Below are 23,140 nucleotides of genomic sequence, written 5' to 3' on the forward strand. Positions count from 1 at the left end.
CCCAGTCATAGTTTGCAGAATAGCTGAGCGAGGCGTGGAAACCAAACTGAACTTGGCCCGACAGGGAAAGCGACCGAGAAAACAGGGAGGAACTATTGACGGATGATATCTGTCTGACGCGGGGAGGCGCTGCTCCTTGCGCTATCGAGCGACACTGCGCCGGTCCGGCGTCTCGGATCGGCTTGCGCGCGGGGCTACGTACGACTTGCCTAGTTTGGACGATCTCTCTGGCGCTCTGTTCGTGTGGACCAGGTCACGCCGTCTCGGCATCTCCCTGCTCGCTTGATGTCGACGCTTTGAATCTAGACGACATCTCCGGTTTCAAGAAGTCAATCCTAGCCGCCATCCCGGTTGGCGCCAACATGACGTGCGTGCGTAAAGTCTTGCCCTCGAAAAGATTTAAGCTTTACTATTCGCAGAATCAAAACGGAATTGTTACGGAGGTATATCGCGAACGTGGCGCAAGGCCGAGCAATTCCGCGATGCTTAACTACGATACTCGGCAAATTACTATCGAGTTAACTTCCGGCATTGTCACCAAAAGGACTGCTATCTGATGCCCGAGATTCGTATTGAAGGTAAGCGGATCGCCGAAGCAAGCGGCGATCTCTTCGGGCATGCTTATCTCGTGTATGTCGAGGATGACGGCACGGAACGTGCAATCAGGGCCGGCCCGGACCAAGACACGAGCACCTGGGTCAATGGGATATTCGGCAACATCACCGGCTCGGTCGATGTTCCCTTGAGTGAAACGTTAGATGCCAGGCCCATTCAAGATCGTGCCCTGTATGGGAGCACCGTCATAGACTTGCATGGCCGCGATCCGGCGGAAGTTTGGGCACAGATGGTACAACATGCGCGCCAGATCCATGACGCGCACTTCCCATACGATCTCGTCACGTTTGCTGGCACTGGTCATGACTCTAACAGTAATTCCTTCGTTGCTTCTGTACTATACAATGTCGGAATTGACTTCGATAGTTTTTCGCCCGTGCTTCCGCAATATGCCTACCCCGGTAACAGTAATTTACTAAAGGCTAACTACACCGTCAACATCACCAATACCATACAAGGGGCAATTGGGCGCGGCAACGGTTTCGATGGTCACGACATTATTGTCGGCAGCGAGACCAATGACGTGATAGTTGGAGGGCGCGGAAACGATGTCCTAGTCGGCTCGAAAGGCGACGATATCATTGTCGGGGGCGGCTTCGCGAGTGTCGCACACCCGGACAACAATCTCAATGTAAACAACTCTCCGCTCAAAGACTATGACGTCGTTCACTATCAGATCGCAAACATTGCCGGCGTTCAGATTGCTCCGGACCGTGGTGTATCACTCGAAATTGGCGAGTTCGATAATGCCTTCACCAACCTGGAGGGCGACACGCGAACCCAGGTTGTCGTCGTAGATGACGGATTTGGCGGGCGCGACCGGATCGTCGGCGTCGAGATGATTCATCTGACTGACAAGTCGGACAAGCTCAAGATTACCGATTTGGGAGACTTTGGGTCCGGGAACGGGTCGCCTCTCCGGAATCTGACGATCGATTTCGGCTCTGCGGGCGAACCATCCTACGGAGATGACACGATAGACCTTTCGCAAGCGGGGAAGACGATCACCGGCCTCTTCGGGGGCACTATCAAATATGGCGTTCGCGTGGACCTGCGGAACACGGACAGCCAGACAATCCAGTATCTGAGCAACAGCGCCTTGACGACGGCGACCGGATTCTTCGGTGGCCTGTTTGGCCGATCCGAAGTCATGCTCACCGCCGCAAACGCGAATAGCGTAACGGGTACGCAATTTGATGACGTGCTGATTGCGAACGGGGGCGGTCGCGATGCGGGTGAGGGCTATTCCGCCCTCTATGGCGGCGGCGGCAACGACTTGCTGGTCGGGGGCGGCTGGGAGTCGCACCTCTATGGCGGCGCGGGCGAGGACCGATTTGAGTTACGCGCCAGCACCCATGTCGAGGACGGCGAAACGCACGACACTGCGAGCTATGGCGGCATCCCGCTGTACGGTGGCGTCAAGCAATGGTGGATGGAGGGCCATACCGCTTACTGGTCGCCTTTCTCCTCGTTGCTGACGGCTTTCCCGGTGATCGGCAACTCGGTGCTGATGACCGCCGCCTTCTTCATCGACGTCGCAACGATGAAGTTCGCCCGCTACCAGCTCGACTCCGAAGGCAATCTGCTCGTCGACCTCTGGGGCCAGACCGCGCCCGGCGTGATCCACGACTATCATGTCGACCTCGACAGCGGGGTCGGCACAGCCGGAATCACGGTGTTCGAGGCAGGGGTCGGAGACGGCTCGGGCGCGTCGCTGGGACGCATCGGCAAGTTCGTCAATCTGGCGCTCAAGGCTGGCTTCGGGATCGGGCTGAACGGGTTCGATCCGCTGGTGCTCGACCTCGACGGTGACGGCTTCGAGCTCACGACAGAGGGGAACAGCAAGGCCTTTTTCGAATTCGACGCCGACGGGTTTGGCGAACGGACGGGCTGGGTCCGCGGCGAGGACGGGCTGCTCGCGCTGGATCGCAACGGCAATGGCACGATCGACAACGTCACCGAATTGTTTGGCAACCGGACGATGTCGGGCTTCGCCGCGCTCGCGCTTTTCGACGCCAATGCCGACGGCCGGATCGACTCCGCCGACGCAGTCTTTAGCAGCCTGCGCGTGTGGCAGGACCTGGACCAGGACGGTGTCTCGGATGCCGGCGAGCTCAAGTCGCTCGCGGAGCTCGGCATCATCTCGATCTCGCTTGCCAGCACCGCGCCGGCCGAACCGACGGCGATCGGCGGCAATGCGATTGCCGCCACCGGCAGCTATACGCGCGCTGACGGCAGCACGCGCGGCATCGCCGACGTCGCGCTGCAGATCAACGAGACCGCGACGCGGTGGCTCGGCGACAGCCACGTTAGCGCGGCGGCGGAAGTGCTTCCGCAGCTCAAGGGCTTTGGCGGGCTCAAGGACCTCCGCGTGGCAATGACCGGACATGCCGGGCTCGAGGCCCGCGTCGCCGACTTCGTCGCGCTCGCCACCAACGATCTCCACGTCTTGAAGGCAGGCGCCGAGGCCATCCTGTACGACTGGGCTGGCGTCGACGGCGTCGCCGCGGATGCCATCGGCACCAACGGCTTCGATGCGCGCAAGCTCGCCTTTCTCGAGCAGTATAGCGGCTACACGCTAATGCCGCGCGACGCCGGTGGTGTGGTGCAGACCGGCAATCTGGCCGAGATAGAAGCGCTTTGGACCGACCAGGTGACGCGGCTCACCTTGCGCCTGATCGTGCAGGGCCCGATGGCCGACGCCTTTGACGGGATCAGCTACCGTGCTGATCTCGACCTGCTGGTCGCCGACACGCCGACCGCTTTGGCTGACCTCTATTCAGGGCTGCTGGCGGACCTGCCGGCCGACCCCGCACAGGCGCTTGCCGAGTGGCAGGGCTGGGCGCCTTTGCTCGGTGCGATGGCGGACGGCATGCGGCGCACCGATGCGAATTTGGTACGCGCGGACTTCATTACGGCGCAGCTGCTGCGCGCGATCGACGAGGCGGCACCAACGCTCGACTTTGCCGCGCTAGCGGGTGCACTGGGCCTCGACAATCTCAGGGTCGGGACCGATGCGAACGACACGCTGTCGCGCGGCACCGCCTCTGATACCGCGATCTACGTCGGCAACGGCGGCGACGACACGCTGATCGGCGGTGGCGGCCAGGACGTCTATATCTTCGGCGCCCAGATCGGCCACACCGTCATTCAGGATATCGAGGCGCAGCCGGCCGGAGACCGGATCCGCTTCGCCTTCCTCAACCCAGACGACGTCAAGCTCACGCGCGACGGCAACGACCTGCTGATCACCGTTACGGCCACCGGCGAGACGGTACGCGTGACCGGCCAGTTCGCCCCGGTCGTGCCGCTGTCTTCGGACGTACTGCTCAGCACCAACAAGGGTGTCGAGGAAATCCAGTTTGCTGACGGAACCGTGTTCGAGACGCCGGAGATCATGAGCGCGGTTGGAACCGGCACCGACGGCGACGATCAGATGATCGGGACGATGCATTCGGACGTGCTGCTGGGTGGGCTCGGCGACGATCGCCTCGAGGGTGGCGACGACGCCGATCTCTACGTGATCAACGGCGGCGAAGGCCACGACGTCATCCACGACGTGCAGTCGACGGTGCTGCTCCGAGCCGCAGACGTGGTGGTGTTCGGCGACGGCATCGCACCTGACGGACTCGTCTTCGCGCGCGCGGGCTCGGGCGGCGACGATTTGCTGGTGACGATTGGCACCGGCGGCCAGTCGCTGCTCGTGGAGGGCCAGTTCGGCTATTCGTCGCTCGGCTACAACGACAGACTGGCGCTCAACAGCCGTATCGAGGTGTTTACCTTCCGCGATTTGGGCGACGCCTGGTCGAACAAAGACATTCAACAGCTGCTGATCAGCCAGGCGACGACCGCAGGCAATGACGAGACCCGCGGGTTCGGCGACGACGATATCTTTGGGGCAAGCACGGGCAATGACGTGCTGATCGGGATGGACGGCGCCGATACGTATGGCTGGGGAGCAGGTGCTGGCAACGACATTATTCGCGAGCACGCGCGCTATATCGACATCAGTGTCGGGCTGGGCGGCATCAGCCTCACCGTTCGCGCCGATGTCGTGCGATTCGACCCGTCGATCGATCCGAGCACGCTGGTGTTCGCGCGCAATTACGACACCGATGATCTAGTGATCACCAATGTCACAACGGGCGAGACGCTGACCGTCGACGGCCAGTTCAACAGTTTCCAGACCGGCGTGCTCGGCGCCCAATGGTTCGACCGGGTCGAGTGGTTCGCCTTTTCCGACAATTCGGCCTATTCCTGGCAGGATATCGAGGCGATCGTGACCACCGGGTCGGCGGCGAACGACCGGCTCCGCGGCGACATCCTCGCGGATACCATGGTCGGCGGCAAAGGCGACGACCTGCTTTCGGGCGGCGGCGGTGGCGACAGCTATGTCTTCAAGGCCGGCGACGGCCACGACACGGTGTTCGACGACAACCAGACGCTGATCGGGGACGGCTTCCTGACCGTGGATCAGACGATCGACAACATTCAGTTCGGGCCGGCCATCGACGCGGACGACATCGTGTTCACCCGCGCCGGGTCGGCGATCACACTGACGGTCGGCACTACCGGCGATGCAGTAACGCTCCAAGGCCAGGACGATTATATCCAGACCGGGGTGTTCGGCGCGATCCCGACCAGCCGCATCGAGGAAGTCCGCTTCGGCGACGGCACGATCTGGAATTGGCAGGAGCTCAACCGCCGGATGATCGCTGCACAGACGACCACTGGCAACGACGTGACCGAAGGGTTCACGCTTTCCGACCGGTTCGAGGCAAGCGCCGGCGACGATATCCTGCGCGGCGGCGAAAGCGGCGACACCTATGTGTTCGGCATCGGATCGGGGCATGACCGCATCGAGGAGAGCGTCAGCAACGTGCTGTACGGCGACGAGGACATCGTCGCATTCGCGCCGACGGTGCTGCCGGCGGACGTGCTGCTGTCGCGCGATGGCAACGATCTGATCCTGACGCTCGCGGGTTCGGGCGACACGCTGACCGTTGCTGGCCAATTCGCCTATTCGGCCTGGTTCACCTGGCACGATGTGGAGCTGTTCCGCTTCGCCAACGGAGTCGAATGGACGGCGACCGACGTTCAGGTCCGCCTACTCACGCCGACCTCTGGAAACGATCATCTCATCGGGTTCGACAGCGCGGACATTCTGGACGGCGGCGCAGGCGACGACGTGCTCGAAGGAAGCAATGGCGGCGACGCCTATCTTTTCGGGCGCGGCTCGGGGCACGACACGATCATCGAGACCGTCACCAACACCAATCTGGGCGACGGCGACAGCCTGGTCTTCGGAGTGGGAGTACTTCCCCAAGACGTCGCCTATGCGCGCGACGGCGACGACCTGATCGTCACGATCGTTGATACAGGCGATTCAGTGCGGATCGCAGGCCAGTTCAGTTTCGGCAACTGGTTCGCGTGGAACGACATCGAGAGCTTCGTGTTTGACAACGGCACCACCGTATCGGACCTCCAGATCGCTGCGCGGCTGCTCGGCGGCACGCCCGGCGACGATCACCTGATCGGCACCTTCCGCTCCGACACCCTGGACGGCGGCGCCGGCGACGACATTCTCGAAGGGGGTGACGGCGCTGACATCTATGTCTTCGGCCGCGGCTATGGCCAGGACGAGATCCGCGAGTCGCTCACTACCGCCAATCTTTCCGAGGACGACGAACTGCGCTTCGGCGCGGGGATAACGCTGGAGGACCTCGGCTTCGTCCGGTCGGGCAACGATCTGCTGATCACGATCCTCGACACCGGCGACACGCTCCAGATCACTGGCCAGTTCAACTATGGCAGCTGGTTCACCTGGCAGGATGTCGACCGCTTCCGGTTCGCCGACGGAACGACGCTCATCCGCCAGGAAATCCAGCAGGTCGTTCTCGAGGCGCAGAAGACTGCGGGCGACGACCATCTGTTCGGGTTCATGACCGGCGACACGCTCGATGGCGGCGCCGGCAACGACATTCTCGAAGGCGGCGATGGCGGTGACACCTATTTGTTCGGCCGCGGCTATGGCCATGACGAGGTCCGCGAGACGCTGACCGACGGCAATCTCGGCGAGGAGGATACGGTCCGCTTCGGCGCCGATATCGCCTGGAGCGACCTCGTCTTCGCCCGCAACGGCGACGCGCTGACGATCACCATCGCCGGGACCGCCGACAGCCTGACAATCGGCGGCGAATGGTCGACAATCACCGACACGAGCACGACCACCTGGTGGGACGTGGAGAATTTCGCCCTCGCCGACGGTACGATCAAGACCAAGGATGATGTCCAGCTCGAATTGCTCCGCGCGACCGGTGGCGACGATCATCTCGTCGGCTTCTATACCAACGACTTTCTCGACGGCGGGCTCGGGGACGACCTGCTGGAGGGCGGCCGCGGCGCGGACACCTATATCCATGACATCGGCGACGGTGACGATGTCATCTCTGACTATGTCAATTATTGGGGAAGCGGCGGCGACCGGCTGATCTTCGGTGCGGGGATCGGCCCCGCCGACGTCTCGGTCCAGCGCTCGACCATAAATGCCGACGACATGGTCCTGGTCGTCCAGAACGGCGCGAGCAGCGTCACGCTCACCCACCAGATCAGCGGCGGCCGCGAATGGACGCTCGATTTCGTCGAGTTCGCTGACGGCACGGTGTGGACCGCCGATACGCTCGCCAATCTGATGACCAGCGGGGCCAGCACGCCGGGCGACGACGTCGTCGATGGCACTTCGCTCGCCGATCAATTGTCGGGCGGCGGCGGCAACGATTTGCTGCGCGGCAATGGCGGTAACGACACGATAGACGGCGGCGCGGGCAACGACCGGCTCGAAGGCGGCGACGGCGACGACATTTATACCTACGCGGTGGGCGGCGGCGGCGACACGATCAGCGAATACACCTATTATTGGGGCAGCTATAACGTCCTGACTCTCGGCGCCGGTCTCGACGGGTCGCAGATCAGTTGGTCGCGATCGGCTGTGGACGGCAACGACATCGTAGTGTCCTTCGCCGGTGGCGGCTCGATCACGCTCGACAACCAGCTGTACGGCGGGCGCGAGTGGGGTATCGACCTGATCCGCTTCGCTGACGGCGTCGAATGGGACGCGAGCCAGATCAATGCCCGCTTCTTCGCCTCGCTCACCACTGCGGGCGACGACGTGCTGGAGGGGAGCGGACGCGATGATCCGCTGGCGGGCGGCGCGGGCAACGACGTGCTGCGCGGCAATGGCGGCAACGACACGCTCGACGGGGGCGGCGGCGACGACCGACTCGAGGGCGGCGACGGTGACGACAGTTACTTCTACGCCGCCGACAGCAGCGACGATATCATCAGCGAATACGCTTACTATTGGGGCAGCTGGAATACACTCCAGCTCGGCGCCGGGATCGCCCAAACCGACGTCTCCTTCAGCAGGTCGAGCGTCGACGGAAACGACGTGGTCCTCAGCTTTGCCGGCGGCGGCTCGATCACGCTCGACAACCAGCTTTATGGTGGCCGGGAATGGGGCATTGATGTGCTCCGCTTCGCTGACGGCACCGAATGGGACACCGCCGCGATCGATGCCAGGTTCTTCGCGAGCCAGACCAGCGCCGGCGACGACGTGATCGACGGCAGCGGCCGGGACGACAATCTGTTCGGCGCGGCCGGCAACGATACTCTGCGCGGCTCCGGCGGAAACGACCGGCTCGACGGCGGCATCGGCGACGACTGGCTCGAAGGCGGCGATGGCGACGATGCCTATGTCTACGCCGCCGGTGGGGGAAACGACGCGGTCAGCGAATATACCTATTATTGGGGCAGCTACAACGAAGTGCAGCTGGGCGCCGGGCTCACGGCTGCCGAAGTCAGCTTCTCGCGCTCCGCGGACGGAAGCGACATGACCCTCACCTTCACCCAGGCCGGCGGCTCGCTTACGCTCGACAACCAGTTTTACGGCGGCCGCGAATGGGGCGTCGACCTCGTCAAGTTTGCCGACGGGACTCAGTGGGATGCCGCCACCCTGAACGCGGCCTATTTCGCCGGGCAGGGAACGAGCGCCGACGAGACGATCAACGGCAGTGGCCTCGGCGAGACGATCGACGGCCGCGGCGGCAACGATCTGCTGCAAGGCTTCCAGGGCAATGACTGGCTGATCGGCGGGGTTGGCGACGACCGGCTGGTAGGTGCCGAAGGCGATGACGTCTTCGTCTACGACCCCGGCGACGGGAATGACGTGATCAACGACTATGTCGGCTGGTACGGCAGCTTCGACCGCCTGATCTTCGGCGCCGGCATCGCCGCGAGCGACCTGATCGCGTCCCGCGTGACCTCCGATGGCAGCCATTTGCGGCTGACCTTCAAGAACGCCCAAGGCTCGATCCTGATCGAGAACCAGACCTGGGGCGACGCCGGCATCGAGCGGTTCGAATTCGCCGACGGCACCATCCTGGACGAGGCTGGGATGAACGCACTGCTGCGCGGCACCACCAACGGCAACGACACAATCGAGGCCCCTGCGGGCGGCGCCGAGATTTGGGCGCTTGAAGGAGAAGATTCGCTGACCGGCTCCTCGGCGGCGGACTCACTCCACGGCCAAGCTGGCAACGATATCCTCGCGGGCGGCCTCGGAGACGACTTGCTTGAGGGCGGGGCAGGTGACGACACGCTCTATGGCGGCGCAGTCGCCGCGGGCGGCCTCGTCGCGGTGGGAGCGAACTTGGTGGTGAACGGCAGCTTCGAGCAATCGGGCACCGTGACTGGAAGCGGCAGCTGGGGAATGGCGAATGCGACGTTGCCGGGCTGGTCGCGGGCCAACAGCCAGCCGTTCGAGCAGGCCAATGCCGGGAACGGCGTGGCGCCCACCGAGGGCAGTTATTGGCTCGACATGGACTCGGCGGGAGGCAGCGGCAGCAACATGGACGTGAGTCAGAGCTTCACCGGTTTAGACGGGGGACAGGTTCTTCGTCTGCAGTTCGATCACGCCAATCGGGCAGGATCGAGCGGCGGGCTCGAAGTTTACTGGAACGGGGTTCTGGCCGCGACTTATGGTGCCGAGATCGGCAATGCGATGGTTGCGCGCCAGTTTGATCTCGTAGCTACCGCGGGTACGAACAGCCTGCGCTTCGTCGGTACCGGGTCGACGGACAATGCCGGGGCATCCTTGGACAATGTGCGACTGTTCGCGACCCAGGTCACCGGCGAGGACGGAGGTTTAGACGTAGCCGGCTTTGCAGGGATATCGTCAGAATATGCGATTAGCGACCTCGGCAACTACACGTTCGAGGTGCGCGATCTCGTCGGTGGGCGCGACGGGACCGACATCCTGCAGAATATCGATTGGCTCCGCTTCGCTAATGGCGATTTCGACCCGACACTTCTCGCGCAGGGCACAGCATCGGAATTCACATCGAGTGGCGGCGCGGAAGGTGGAGCGAATGTCCCGATCTGGTGGGAGAATTGGCAAGCAGGCGGGATCCACACGGCGCCTCGCATAGACGATTTCCACTTGGTTTGAGCGCCGTCGGATGCGCCGCGTCCCTGCCGGAAACCGACGAGGGCGCGACGTCACTCGGAGGTACAAACCAATATTGGCGTCCAAACTCGCCGGCGACGCCGCTCACTAGGGAGCTCGCGTGGAGCGCTGCGGACTTGGTGCTGCTGCCACCTCGAGTATCGGGGCCTCAAGCGGCGTCCTTTTCGTTCCTCCGAGTTAGGGCCTCAGCACGCAAACGATCGAGCTCGTCAGACCACGCCTGCATCATTCGGACCCTTTCGTCCCAATAGTCGCCGCGTGAGTAAATTCGACGCACGGCGTTGGAGTCCACATGAGCTAACTGTCGCTCGATGGCATCCGGCGTCCAGCGCCCGGATTCGTTGAGCAAAGTGCTCGCCATTGCGCGAAATCCGTGTGTGGTCATGCGGCCGCCGCCGTATCCCAGGCGCTGCAAAGCCAAGTTTAGTGTGTTCTCGCACATGGGACGGTCACGCTTGCCCTGGCAGGGGAACAGGTGCCGATGCTTGCCGCTAACCGGCTTGATTTCTTCGATGATCGCCAACGCCTGCTTTGACAGTGGCACATAGTGAGGGCGACGCATCTTCATCTTGTCAGCGGGAATCGCCCACACCCGCTCACCAAAGTCGAACTCGCCCCATTCAGCATGACGCAGTTCGCCGGGTCGGACAAAAAGGTGAGGCGCTAGCCTTAGTGCGACGTGTGTCACGCGGTATCCGTCAAAGCCGTCGATTGCGCACATCAAGTCACCGACCTCCGCCGGTTTTGTAATCGCTGCGAGATGCTTCACCTTCGGGGTGATGAGCGCGCCGCGTAGGTCAGCGCATACGTCGCGTTCAGCGCGGGCGATCGCTACAGCGTATCGAAAGATACTTCCGCAAGTGCCCCGCAAGCGGCGCGCCGTCTCATAATGTCCTTTGGCTTCGATGCCGCGCAGCACCTCGTAGACCTCATGCGCCGAAATCCGATTGATCGGGCGGAAGCCAAGCTCGGGATAGGCAAAGTCGAGGAGCCACTTCTGCTTCTGCAGAGTGATCTTCGCGAGCCCCTCGCGCTCGCACTTGCCGTGCCACTCTTCCGCGCCACCCGGAGGTGATCTGCTCGGCCATCCTCGCAGCGAACGCCTCTTCCTTCGCTACGGAGACAGGATTCTGCCCTCAGCGAGAATCTTGCGGACCGAATCTCGCTTCTCGCGCGCGTCTGCGAGGCCGACGTCGGGATAAACACCAAGCGCCATGGTGTGCTGCTTGCCTCCCCACCGATAGGCCAGGCGCCAATAGCGCTGCCCTGATGGTTGTATGAAGAGATAGAGGCCGCCTGAATCGCTGACCTTATACGGCCGCTCTTTGCCCTTGGCGGAGCGGACTTCCAGTGCCGTGAGAGCCATGTTGGTATCTCCCGTGTTGGTACCCGGAAAGTACCAACGATCGTGCCAACATCGGACTGGGATGCAATGGCACGCCGCGGGCCTTCCGGACCCAGTTTATGGCAGAAAACCGTGGTTTTTTCAAGTTTTGGGAGAGGTTTTGGTACCCCCTGAAAGGGGGTACCTGGTGCCAGAAGAGAACTCGATAATTCTAAATAAGCATTTAAATAAATATCAGAAAGTCAAAATAGAAATTCTAACAAGACCCAAATTATGACCCGACTTGTTTGTACGTGACTGGATGGAGTCCCAGATAATCTACATTTCATGCTAAATCGTGTCAACTATTCTCATTCAGTACCTATGATAAGGAACCACAACGCCAGCTTGAAATCTGGCTTAGCCAGTCCATGTCCGGAGTACGGGCCTCCGTTGTAACTCCGAAACTCGAAAACCGCGAACCACGCCAACCTGTAACTCGACAAACCGAAACCCGAGGGGCCCCCAACAACGACGATCGCGCAAGCGGTCGCTTGCTGAGGTTTGCGGTTATGAGCAGGTGGATGTGGCAGGCTACGGCTTCGGTTGTTCGAGATCTTATAAAATCAGGTCACACCAAGGCAGGGGCGGCTCTGTACGCTCTCGCGTTGGTCTGCTCGTTGGCAGCCATCGTCACGATGGCGTTAGCCGGAGGCAAGGCAGTGACCAGCACGATCGAGGCAGCCAAGGGCCAGCCTGAGCATAAGGGCGGTGTTTCGATTGCGCCGCACTAAGACTGGTCGCCTCCCGTGTGTCGTCGATCGTGAAAGCTATCGGCGGCTCACGGCCCAGGAGCAGCTTTCGGTGCGACCTGCCGGTCTGGAATGCGCCCCAATTTCGGTCGTTCGAGCGTCGATGCTGCTTCCGAAAGCGGCCGAAAATCAACCGGCCTGCGCAATTACCGTTGATCGGCGGATTCGTCCTCACGTGCGAAATTAGCCACCTCTCCCGACCAGCAGGCCTGGATCCAACACCACTCCGTCTTCGCTGGCAGGTCGCTGATAATTGTGACCGCCAAAGGCGAAGGTGAAGTTAAGTTGTTTGTCAGCCTTCTTTTTTGGCCCCTTCGGCGGCCGAAGCAAAGCGGCTGGAGCCGGTACGGGGAGGCGCGGACGACGACCTTCGAAGAGTTCTCGCATCGGGGCGAGTTGCAGTTTGTGGAATTCGCCATGAACCGTGCGGACTACGCCAGCCGAAAGTGCGGCATTCACCGCGTCCTTACTCGGATCTGCAAGTGAAACGAGAACGCCCATATCCGCGCCTTGTTGATCCACCACGGCGCGCAGTTCTCGTACCGCATCCACGCCGACCGTCTTGCCCCCCTTCACTGACACGATAATACGGCCAACACCTCGCGGTCCGTTCAAGAACAGTATTTCACCGTCGACACCCCCGTCCGGCCCCTTCTTGCGATCACGGTAGCGCTGCGCGCCAATGATGTCGCAGGCCCACCACTGAAATTGATATTTGTTGCGCTCGGCCAACGCCACAGCGTCGGCATAGTCTTGGGGACGACCATCGATCTCTATCCGCAGATCAGCAAAGGACGCAGAAAGCCTCTCGCTGATAAGCTTGACCGCATAATTCGTTACGTCAATTCCGACCCATCCTCGACCGAGTTTTTCGGCGGCGTGGACTGTAGTGCCGCAACCGCAGAATGGATCGAGGACCAGATCGCCGGGGATGCTCGATGCCTCAAGTATGCGCTCCAGCAAGGCAAGAGGCTTCTGTGTCGGATAGCCCAGACGCTCCTTTGCGGTCTGGTTGAGGCGGTCGATATCGATCCACACATCGCCAACTGTGACTAGCCTTGCCGCCGGGTCGAACGCCTCTTCTGCCTTACGTCGAGGAAAACCACCATTTGAAGGCCAGTGAATGAGACCCTGGAAGTCGAGGCGATCACGCTCGGCTTCGCTTTGGCCCCAATGGCGACCAAAGCGAGATGGGTCGAACCCACGCCATTCGCGGCCACTCTCGCCCTCGAGTGTCCGGCCTGGGCCAGTTAACTCGTACGTCTGATACTTGCGACCGTCAGGTCCGGTGATTAGAGTATGAGGCACTCGATTTGGATCGCCTGCGCCTTTCTGAGCTTCAAAGTGGAATCTATCGGTCTTGGTATAGAAAAGCAGAATGTCATGGAGAGCTGGCCATTTGCCCGTGGTTCCACGCGCGTTAGTACGCTTCCAGACTATTTCGCTCTTAAAGGCCGAAGGTCCGAAAATGGCATCTAGCATCATCTTTAGGTAGTGGCTCGCAGCCGGATCACAGTGAAGGTAGAGGCTACCAGTAGATTTCAATACACGGTGCAACTCGATGAGGCGCACGGTCATCATAACCAGGTAGGCCATGACGTCGCTTTCCTGCATCCAATGCCGAAGCGAACCGATAAGGCGAGCAGGCGCGCCACCGTGGGCGACGATGTCCCGAAAGGCTTGCTCTGCAGCTAGTCCCCATCTCCACGTATCTTCGAAAGCTAACGCCTGCGCGGAGGCAGCATTTCCGTCAGGAGAGCGAAAGAGAAGATTGTAATCGCTCTTCGAGTTGAAGGGTGGATCAAGATAGATAAGGTCGACGGATTCATCCACCACGTGCTGGCGTAATATGTCGAGATTGTCGCCAAAAAACAGCTTCCGCAAACTAGCCTCCCCCGTAGCCAGAACAGGTAGGTATATCAGACGTATTGGAGAAATGGGTTAACGACAGCAGCCACAATGGAGCCTCGTTGTCCAATGTTGTCTCGCTAGTGCCGCTGGATGGGAGTCGCGACAGCTTTGCGCCCCAAAATCGGTCATTGCCCGCAAACTTGAATGCCTCCGAAAGCCGCCTCTCAGCAGCACTGTTGGTGATGTATTGAGGGCGGTTGCCCATTGCCCGTTGGGGAGCGACGCCGGAATAAACCGTCGTGAAATGCTCACGCCTGAATGTGCCACCGCATCGATAACGATACGGCGCAGGTCAGAGCTTGCTCGCCGACTGTCTGCGCGTTCCATCGATCACCTCGATCGGCGACACTTTTTGTCCCGCCAACATGGCATCGTTGCGCACCGCAATCAGCCGTTCATGCTTCCGGCCCATCTGACCTACATCGAGCACGACATAATAGCCGGCAGCCGCCTCCTCGGCCTCCCGATAGCGTTCGAGCTGCTTCGAGTAGCCAGCGACGACCTTGGTGTTGGTCGAGAGTTTGATTTCGACGAGGACACGTCCGGAAAACCCGGTCGAGAGCTTGAAATCGACAGGGCCATTGCCGGTATCGGCCTCGGGCGTGAGGTCGATATTGTTCGCTTTGCAATAGGCATAGGCGATCGCGAAAAAGAGGCGCTGCGCTGATTTTTCCGGTCGTGGCTTGCCCTGATAGTAGAGTTCCTCCGACAGACGGCGGTCTTCAATCAGGAAGCGAAACTGGGCAATGATGTCTTCGACGACCGCGCAGACGCCGGCGGCATCTGGCGACCGCAGCGGCGAGATCGACCGTGGTTCGCTGGCGGCGATCTCCTCGGCGATGCGGCGCCAGACGAGCTCGCCGAACGGATCGCCCGCCATATCATAGGGCTTCGGGTTGGCCCCCCGCAGCATCTCGAGCACGGTCTCGAACGCACTCGTGCCTGACATGGCCCAGCGCTTGAGCTCGTCCTTGTCCTTGAGCGTCTTTGCCTGCCAGAGCGCAGCGACATGATCGTTCACTCGCGAGCGCAGCTCGGCATTGTGCGAGGCGGCGGTACTGATATCGGCCCAGTCTTTGGCGATCGGCAGGGCACGCAGGACGTCCGCCGGCACAAGGATGATCGGGCCATTGCCGCGGATGAACGGGTTGGGGGGCAGCTTCGCGGAATAGCTTTTGCCATTCTTCAAACGGATCATGTGGACCTGGACCGGCACGTCGAGCGTGGCGAGGACGCGAGCATTGAACGCCAGCAGATCCTCGAAGATCACGTTTGTGGTCATGTCGCTGATGCGGTCCGGACCGAAGCCCTCCTCGAACAGTGCCAAGGCGGCGAAGAGGTCAGGGTCGCTGACGCCGAGCGCTACGATGTCGCGGGCGGTTTCTATCAAGCTCGCGGTCGCCTGCGGCCCCGATCCGCTCCCGGCGACCGAGGTGGTGCCATAGCCAAGGCAGGTGCCGTTGATCTCTGGAAAGGACAGGAGGCGCTCGGCATTCCGCCAGGCCACGTCGCCCTTCCCCTTGGCCGCGGCGAGCAATTTGATCGCCATGGAGAAATGCCTCTCATACGAAGCGCGCGCGCCCTCGCGGATCTCGGCATGGCTGCTGTGCTCGAGGAGCATCGGATCGATGAACAATGCGGTGTCGACATTGAGGGTCGGATCGAGCACGCCGGCCGCGGCAAGCCGCGCCGGATCGATGCCGAAATGCCGGGAGAACCGGATTGCCGATGTAATCTTGCTCAGATCCGCGCCTCCCCCGCTGGCGTCGCTTCCCGCCGCGATGCCACAGTATAGGAGATTGGTTCATCTTGCCCGGTCACAAGTAGCGCTCGTGAATTGTCTTGCGATCGCCCCTCCGCGATGATGAATTGATGCGATGCACCGTCCGATCCGCCGTAACCGCCAAGCGCCGCTGAACGTCTGCTGGCAATGCATCGGCGAAGATATCGTCAGCGCCGAGATTCGAGCCGAGCAACCGCGGCGCACCTGCAGCTATTGCCGAATACGCAGGGCGGCGATCCGCCTCGACGATCTCGCCCGCCGGGTCGATCCGGTGTTCCAGAACATCGTGGGTGAGGCCGAGGCCGGGTTCGTGGTGCGCGATGGCAATCCCGACTGGGCGCCGAATGGCGAATACCCCAGCCAAATCATGACCGAGATCCTCGAGGCCGACACCGACGAGATCGGCCGCGACCTCGTCTCCGCCCTCGCCGAACGCCACCGCTTCCACGTCAACGATGGCGGGTTCGACTATTATGATGACACATCGGACGTCTACACGATCCTCGACGCCGAGGATGACTGGTTCGGGCGCGGGTGGGAGAGCTTCTGCGATGAGCTGAAGCATCAGCGGCGCTTCTTCCTTGATCAAAGCGCGCATGTGCTCGACGAGATCTTCGGCCCGATCCTGCGAGAAGAATGGCCGCCGGGCAGCGCGATAAGCACGATCGGCCCCGACACCCACCACACGCACATCTTCCGCGCCCGGGACGCCAATGAGCGCGGCGAGCAGGAGAAGATCTACCGCCAGCGCCGCCGCCGGCTCGGCGCCCCACCACCCGGCGTTGCTGGGTCAGGACGGATGAATGCTGCGGGGATCAGCGTGTTCTACGGCTCGTTCGACCGGGACACCTGCGTCGCTGAACTGCGCACCCCGGTGGGCGGGTTCGCGATCGTCGGCCGGTTCGAGATCCTGAGACCGTTGCGCGTGCTCGACCTGACCCGGCTCGAAGCCGATCCCGAGCGGATGAGCTATTTCGACGAGCATTACGCCCAGCGCATGGCCTATTCGGCATTCATGCGCGGCTTCCATGCCGAGGTCAGGCGCGCGGTCATCCCGGGACGGGAGACACTCGACTACCTGCCGACCCAGGTCATCGCCGAATATCTCTGGTCGCGCGCCGAGCCGGGCATCGACGGCATCGTGTTCGGCTCGGCGCAGATCACCGATTCCGCCAATAACGTCGTGCTATTCCCGAACGCCGCCTCCGTCGAGGGCGCAGACGAGGAGACCGAGCGCAAAATCCGCTATTTCCACCACCGCCCGGCGCGCAGCGACGAGGATGCCGACGAAGAAGATCAGCAAGACCGGGATTGGATCACCTTTGAGCCGCAGGCCGGCGCCGATGTTGATGCGCCAGCAAATGACCCTAATAACGACGACAACTGGCTCGCGGGGCTGCTCGAACCCGTAGACCGGGTGCCCGACCTCGGCCCAGCGCTCCGGCTTGGCGATCATGAAGTGTCGCGCATCCGCGTCGATGGCATTCGCTACGTCACTCACCCAATCCAGGTCGAGTTCGACGAATGGGAAGATCACGGGTTGTTTTGATCGATGAGCGTCTCTCGCGGCATTTTTGCGAGGATCGCCGGGCGTGATGTAATTATGCACAACCTGAACACCTGCGGCATCGTTCGTCAACGCGATGTCGGCATCCTCATTTCTGCGCCTAAACCGGCCAGGTAGGGAGCGGCCTAGCAGCGGTCACCAGGGAAGCGACCGGTAAAATGCTTCGATCCGCGCATAGCGCTCATCGAATGGAGGCAAGCTCGCGAGCTCGAGCTTGAGCGTGCCCCAGTCTGCCTCCGCACGCCGGCGCACTTCGGGATCGGCCAGCGATCCCACCGTCGGCGTAATCCCGCGCGTTCCACATTTCTCGACTAGCGTCTCGTGAATCCGCTCCAGATCGTGCTTCTGCAGGGGATGATCGTCGAGGAGGAAGGCGATGTCGTAAACGTCCTGCCGACGATAGCGATCGCGGCCGGGTTGCTGCAGGAGCGCCCGCAGCTTCTCGGCAATTATCTCATGGAGCGTGAAGGCGCGTACCGCGGCGCCCGCGTTTGCGAGGTTGAGCTCCTGGAACTGATAAACCTGGTCGCGGAAGCTGATCTCGACATCAACCACGCGGGTCGCCTGGCCGGCTTCGAGCTGGGCCTGCTCACGGCCGCCCCGAACGGCCGAGCCGATCCGGACCAGCAGCGCGGGGAAGTCCATATTCTCGAAATTCTGTGGGCGCGGCCGCTTTATGACCCGTTGGACGCGGCAAATCAGATCCAGATATCCGAGCTGGATCGCAACCCGCGGCAATTGCGCATTGAGCTCCTGCACCAACATCTTGTCATAGTCGGCCGGGCCCACCGACGCGCTGAAATCGACGTCGCCGGTCACCCGCTCGCTCTTGAAGGCCAGCGCCATGAGCGCACCGCCCTTGAGAACGAGCGTCGTCGCGAGGCTAGGAGTGAGGCCGATCGTCGCCAGCACGATCTCGGTTACCTGGCGGTTACGGTACAGAACGGGGTTCGCACGGGCCGCCTCCACCCAAGCGCGGATGTCGACGTCGACGATCTCCGCCGGGCCGCCGGGTTCGAGACCCTCAAGCATTTATCGAGATCATCCAGCGCTCCGAGAAGATGGGGGCATAGAGCCCATCGGGATCGAGTTTGCGGGAGCCTCCACGCTGCGCGAAGGCCTCCCATTTCTGGATCCGCTCGTCCTCGATGCCGAGCCGCTCGTTGAAGATGTACCCTGCGCGCACCTTAGCGATCTTGCTGTCGAGACTATCGACCCCGGCGATGATCGCATCGCTCCAGTTGAGCGCCTGAGCATCCCATACATCGAGCACATGGCGTATCCCGCCACACAATGCGGGCGCGTCCAGCATGTCGGCGAAGGTCCGTCCAATATCGGTGATGCGCGTTCGCTCCCCGCTGAGCGTCGTCGGCGTTGCGGGGTGGCTGGTCTCGTGGACGATCACGGGGCGGCGGCGCACCTTGTCCTTGAAGCCGAAGCGTACGAGCGTCGGAGCGTCAATGTGATCCCCCTCGAGGCGATCGGCGGCGAGCCGCTCGTCTCGCAACTCGTTCCAGATCCGGCGCGTGGGGGTCGAGAGATGCAGTGCCTCCGGGCTGCGATCCGTCAGGCCGTAGCGCTCCATGGCGGATAGATGCGAGACATAGCAGAAGGGGTCGGCGATCGAAGCGACCTCTTCGGCCGAGCCCGCTCGCGTCGATTGGACCACCCGCCACATGCCGAGGCGAAAATCGGCGTCAGGGGCGATTGCCTGCCGGGCTCTCAGCCGGCGCTGGGCGTTGCGCATGCGGTCGTGGTCCCAGGCAGCGGGTAAGCGCGACAGGGGTACGCCGTCCCAGCTGCGTTCCGCATAAATCCGTGCACCGAGCCGATAGAACTCGTAATCGGTAATGACTGGCATATCCGATTCGATCAGCGCCAGTTCGAGAGCGTCGTTCAGGTTCATACGACAGCACACCCTATACGTCCTTAGGACGTATAGGGTGTGCTGTACGATGTCAACGCGCTTGCCGCCGGCCGATCGTTCCAAAGATCCAGAGTCAGTTGACCAGAAGCCTGTCCGGGATGTATACGTCCTAAGGACGTATACATCCCGGACTGGTTCCAAACGCCCGCCGAGCAAACGACGCTGCCCGGTTCTCCCACGCTTGGGGAGAAGCGTATGCTGCCGCTGCGAGCCTGATGAACACGAGCAAATTGGTAGCACATCAGCCCTCTGCGCGATCTTCATCGTCGTACGGCTGGTCAAACCCGGCTTCATCCCCAGCTGCGCCAACCCCGCTGCCGCTTTGCGTATCGCCGGTGTCCGCGAGCAGGTCGCGTAGCAGCTCGAGCTTTGCGAGCAGCTCGTCGAAGGTGACAATCCGGACATCCTTCAACTGGCTCCGGAACAGTTCGAAGCCCGCGCGCTTGTCGCGGTTTTCCGGCGTACGGCCGGCGACCACGACGCAGTCGACCGCATGCGCTTCGATGGCGGCATAGTCCGAATTGTCCTTGAGCAGTGGCAACGTCTTGATGAACTTGGCGCGCTGGTCGAGCACCTGGGTGATGGCGCCCGACAATTTTCCGTGCGGCGGCCATACCTCGCCACGATAGAGAGGCCCGACCAGCTCGGTATCGGGCCGCTTGATCTCGACCAGCGCGGCGTTCTGGGTTCGATCGTTCTTGTAGAGAAAATCGGCGAACTTCTGGCCATTGCCGCCAAAGCGGATGCCGCCCACCGGCGTGCCGCTCGCGACAAGGACGACCGGATACCCGAACACCATCGACAGGATGAAGGGATTAGCATCGAACAGCGTTTGCCAGCGCGGCTCGGAAGCGTTCTCGGCCATCAGGTCCCGAAAACGCGCGATCAGCGCCTCGAGGCTGACCAGCTGGATGTCGCGTTGCAGGGCGGCGAATTCGAGCGGATCCTTTTGCGCCAGCACCTTGGCATTGGCTGCTGCAGCCCGGGCCACGCCGATACGGTCCTTGCCCCTGAGAGCGGTACCTGCCAGCTGCGGGCCGCCCAGCAGCTTGTGAATGGTGCCCGCCTGATAGGGCCGGCCCTGCAAGGGAAAGCGCGTCGCGTCGAGCGCGTGGAGCAGCATATCGTTGGCGGCGATCGTCCGCTCGATCCGGCTCTCGTTCTGGTAATTGCGTGCGACCCGCCCGAAGTGCAGCCGCAGATCCTCATAGTCGCCGGAATTGAGGTGGAAGATATCGCCCTCAATCCGCGTCGCGTCCGGACCGATCGCCAGATGGGCAATTCCGTCGATATCCCGAATGACATTGAGCAACGGCGCGATCAGGGTGGTGACACCGAGGCCATAGGCAGGATCGCGGATGAACATGGGCGGCAGGCGCTCGTCGAGAAAGGCGATCGCCTCCTCGCGGGTCTCGGGCGGGGTATAGGGCTCGGTCAGCGCGAAGCTTATCGACTTGAGCGGCGCGTACTTGCCGGTGAGAAAGCGTTCCGTCGGTCGCGTGTAGGTCGGGTAGGTGATCAGTTCGTCTTCGCCGATATGCACTTCGAACAGCAGGCGGTTCGGCAACTTTTCAGAGGGCTTCAGCTCCGGATTCGCGATCCGGCTGATCACCCTGCTCATCTGCAGCGTATAGGCCATGCCGATACTGGTAGCATCCAGCAGCAAGTCGAAATCGGTTGCTGCCATGAGAACTCTCCAGTCTTGCGCGCGAGATCGGCATCGGCGCTACGTGGTCGCGCGTGGGACCTGCCGCGATGCAGGAACGCGATACGCGAACGGCTCTAGCATTTCTCTTCCGGAACGATCCAGTCGTGCAGTGACCACGCTCCCCTGCTCGGGACCTGCTGAACACATGAGGCCGATGGTCTGCGGGCGAGAAGCGCGCCCGCCGCCTCTGCGAAGCGGAGAGGCTTCGCTCGTGCGTGTCCGCGTGACGTTGGCGACCGGGTAGGCGGGAACTGGCCAAAAGTCGCGCACGCCACCTCGTCGATGCCTGCTTGCGCCCTCCATGTTGAAGCATGCCGAGCCAGCACCGGCGCATCCGCCGCCTCACCCGACGATCTCCGCTTTCCAGGCACGCCTCCCCGAAAGGCGCCCAGCACCAACGGTCCCTTTCGTCAGTCGACGAACACGCGCAAAGCGGGAGTGCTCGAGGTGCGAGGTCGTACGGTCCGGCGCCGCCCGTCGCGTGCGCTCAGAAAATCGAAGGCCCGCCCCGCCCCCGCCCGATCGTCCAGCTGATGCCGTCGCCGCGCAGGATTCCGGACACCGGCTTGCCGATATGCCGCTCGAGCCCCGGCCGCCATCGCACGAGCGTGAAATCGTGCACGCACTCGATCAGCGCGAAGCGCCCGCTGACCAGATCGACGCGCCGCCAGCAGGTCATGCCGATAGCGCGTCGCGCTCTCCGATCCCTCGGCAAGACCCAGCGCGATCAGCCACTGTCGCCGGCGTTGCTGCGCCTCACGCACCTCGCCGCCAAACCCTGCCTCGCGCAGCGGCAGAGGTTCGGCTGCGACCAGCCCGCGATCAAGCCAGGTCGCCGCGTCCGCCTCGACCAACCGCGACAGCGGTTGCGGGGACAGGATCTCGACCGCAACGGGCCGGCCCCGCACCAGCTTCGCTTCATACGCCGCAGCCCGGTCAAGATGGTCGCCGAAGATGGTCCATTGCCCGAGGGCTCGCGGGTGAGGTTCGAACCGAGCCGGCGCATCGCCTCGAGTCTGCGGACATGGGTCTCGGCGAACGCTTCGGTCGCGCTGGGATCGTGGCGCAGATGGGCGTCGATATCGTAGCGTCCGCCATCGGCCGCCGCGACCGCAGCGATCGTCCGATCAATCTCCCGCACCTCGGCCCGCAGCGCCTCGATGCGCACGACTGCGCCCTCGGGCATGAAATCGAGGACCGCCCCCTTTCCCACGTCGACAAAGTGGCTGCGACCGTCGATCCCGTCGACGATCAGGTAATGGCGATCGGCATGCTCGTCGGCGAGACCGCGTGCCATCACCCTTCCCACCAGCGGCCGTGCCTCGACGGCAGAATCGTAGATGACCTGATCGGCCGGCGCGCGCTCCAGCCGGCGACGCGTGAATTCGCGCTGCATCGTGCGGACGATGTCACCGCGTTCGCCCAGCCGCCGTAGCGTGTCGTCGAAGCCGGATGCCAGCCGCCAGTTTATACAGCTCGCCTTGAGGACGACACGGCGCGATCGATAGGCGGCGTGAGTACCGTGACTGGCAAGGACGCGACCGACCCGGCGCCGCGGCCGATCCTGCTGCCGCTGAAGGCCTTGCTGCGGCCGCCGAACGGCATCGCGCCGCCGCCCGCCAGATTGGCCGCCGCGAGCACGCGCCCGAGATATTTCCGCGGGCGTTTGCCGCCGGTGCTGCGCATGCGCCCGAGCCGCGGCTCGAACTCTTCTTCGTCGGCCATGATGGCAGTCAGCTATGGGTTTCGAACCAGCATGGCGCGCTTGGCCGGCGCTGAAAACCGTGCCGCCGAACCCCGCGAAATTCCGCGGTTTCCGGCAAAAACGACACTGTCGCTCGAAGACCAGTGCCAAATTTTTTTCCAAAAAACGATGTGCAGACAACTACTTGCGGCACCACCGGTGCCGCAGCTTTATCTTGCCTTACGCCGAGGCCCCTCAAATTCCCGCCTTTTGAACGCGATCAGCC

10 protein-coding genes and 2 pseudogenes are annotated in these 23,140 nt (G+C 62.3%); 2 read left to right on the forward strand and 10 right to left on the reverse strand.

Annotation, left to right across the window (positions count from 1 at the left end; all coding sequences use genetic code 11):
• Positions 1 to 556: 556 nt before the first annotated feature.
• A complete protein-coding gene (locus tag CVN68_RS24210; protein ID WP_100282777.1) occupies positions 557 to 10,120 on the forward strand; it encodes a calcium-binding protein in 9,564 nt (3,187 codons plus the stop codon).
• A 166-nt stretch (positions 10,121 to 10,286) separates the two neighbouring features.
• On the opposite strand, the gene CVN68_RS24330 is transcribed toward CVN68_RS24210, so the two are convergent.
• From CVN68_RS24330 to CVN68_RS14230, 5 genes and pseudogenes are all read right to left on the reverse strand, one after another.
• Positions 10,287 to 10,907, reverse strand: a complete 621-nt coding sequence (locus tag CVN68_RS24330) for a tyrosine-type recombinase/integrase (RefSeq protein ID WP_324869980.1) — start codon at positions 10,905 to 10,907, stop codon at positions 10,287 to 10,289.
• Positions 10,908 to 10,982: 75 nt separating this feature from the next.
• Positions 10,983 to 11,234: pseudogene (locus CVN68_RS24475) on the reverse strand (phage integrase central domain-containing protein); the annotation flags it as partial.
• A gap of 18 nt (positions 11,235 to 11,252) precedes the next feature.
• Positions 11,253 to 11,504 carry an Arm DNA-binding domain-containing protein gene (locus CVN68_RS24335; RefSeq protein ID WP_324869982.1) on the reverse strand — a complete coding sequence of 84 codons (252 nt, stop codon included), beginning with the start codon at positions 11,502 to 11,504 and terminating at the stop codon, positions 11,253 to 11,255.
• A 953-nt stretch (positions 11,505 to 12,457) separates the two neighbouring features.
• Positions 12,458 to 14,158: a DNA methyltransferase gene (locus tag CVN68_RS14225; protein ID WP_100282779.1), complete on the reverse strand. Its 1,701-nt coding sequence runs from the start codon at positions 14,156 to 14,158 to the stop codon at positions 12,458 to 12,460.
• Between the two features lie 319 nt (positions 14,159 to 14,477).
• Entirely contained in the window at positions 14,478 to 15,854 is a 1,377-nt protein-coding gene (locus tag CVN68_RS14230; RefSeq protein WP_100282780.1) for a ferredoxin reductase domain-containing protein, read from the reverse strand.
• Between the two features lie 208 nt (positions 15,855 to 16,062).
• Here CVN68_RS14230 and CVN68_RS14235 point away from each other — a divergent pair, with 208 nt between their 5' ends.
• Entirely contained in the window at positions 16,063 to 17,517 is a 1,455-nt protein-coding gene (locus tag CVN68_RS14235) for an RES domain-containing protein (RefSeq protein ID WP_100282781.1), read from the forward strand.
• A 153-nt stretch (positions 17,518 to 17,670) separates the two neighbouring features.
• Here the strand turns inward: CVN68_RS14235 and CVN68_RS14240 are convergent, their stop codons facing one another.
• The 5 genes and pseudogenes from CVN68_RS14240 to CVN68_RS23680 form a co-directional block, all read right to left on the reverse strand.
• Complete coding sequence (locus CVN68_RS14240; protein ID WP_100282782.1) at positions 17,671 to 18,567, reverse strand: nucleotidyl transferase AbiEii/AbiGii toxin family protein; 897 nt, start codon at positions 18,565 to 18,567, stop codon at positions 17,671 to 17,673.
• Positions 18,560 to 19,441, reverse strand: coding sequence for a type IV toxin-antitoxin system AbiEi family antitoxin domain-containing protein (locus CVN68_RS14245; protein WP_100282783.1), 882 nt, complete (start codon positions 19,439 to 19,441; stop codon positions 18,560 to 18,562). The genes CVN68_RS14240 and CVN68_RS14245 overlap by 8 nt, the downstream gene beginning before the upstream one ends.
• Positions 19,442 to 19,703: 262 nt before the next feature.
• Positions 19,704 to 21,149 carry a Shedu immune nuclease family protein gene (locus CVN68_RS14250; RefSeq protein WP_100282784.1) on the reverse strand — a complete coding sequence of 482 codons (1,446 nt, stop codon included), beginning with the start codon at positions 21,147 to 21,149 and terminating at the stop codon, positions 19,704 to 19,706.
• Positions 21,150 to 21,657: 508 nt separating this feature from the next.
• Positions 21,658 to 22,641 (reverse strand): annotated as a pseudogene (locus tag CVN68_RS24480) (DUF3363 domain-containing protein).
• On the reverse strand, positions 22,638 to 22,895 hold the full coding sequence (locus CVN68_RS23680; RefSeq protein WP_199560086.1) for a hypothetical protein: 258 nt from the start codon (positions 22,893 to 22,895) through the stop codon (positions 22,638 to 22,640). The pseudogene CVN68_RS24480 and the gene CVN68_RS23680 overlap by 4 nt, the downstream one beginning before the upstream one ends.
• Between the last annotated feature and the right edge of the window lie 245 nt (positions 22,896 to 23,140).

Source organism: Sphingomonas psychrotolerans (assembly GCF_002796605.1).
Lineage (GTDB): Bacteria > Pseudomonadota > Alphaproteobacteria > Sphingomonadales > Sphingomonadaceae > Sphingomonas > Sphingomonas psychrotolerans.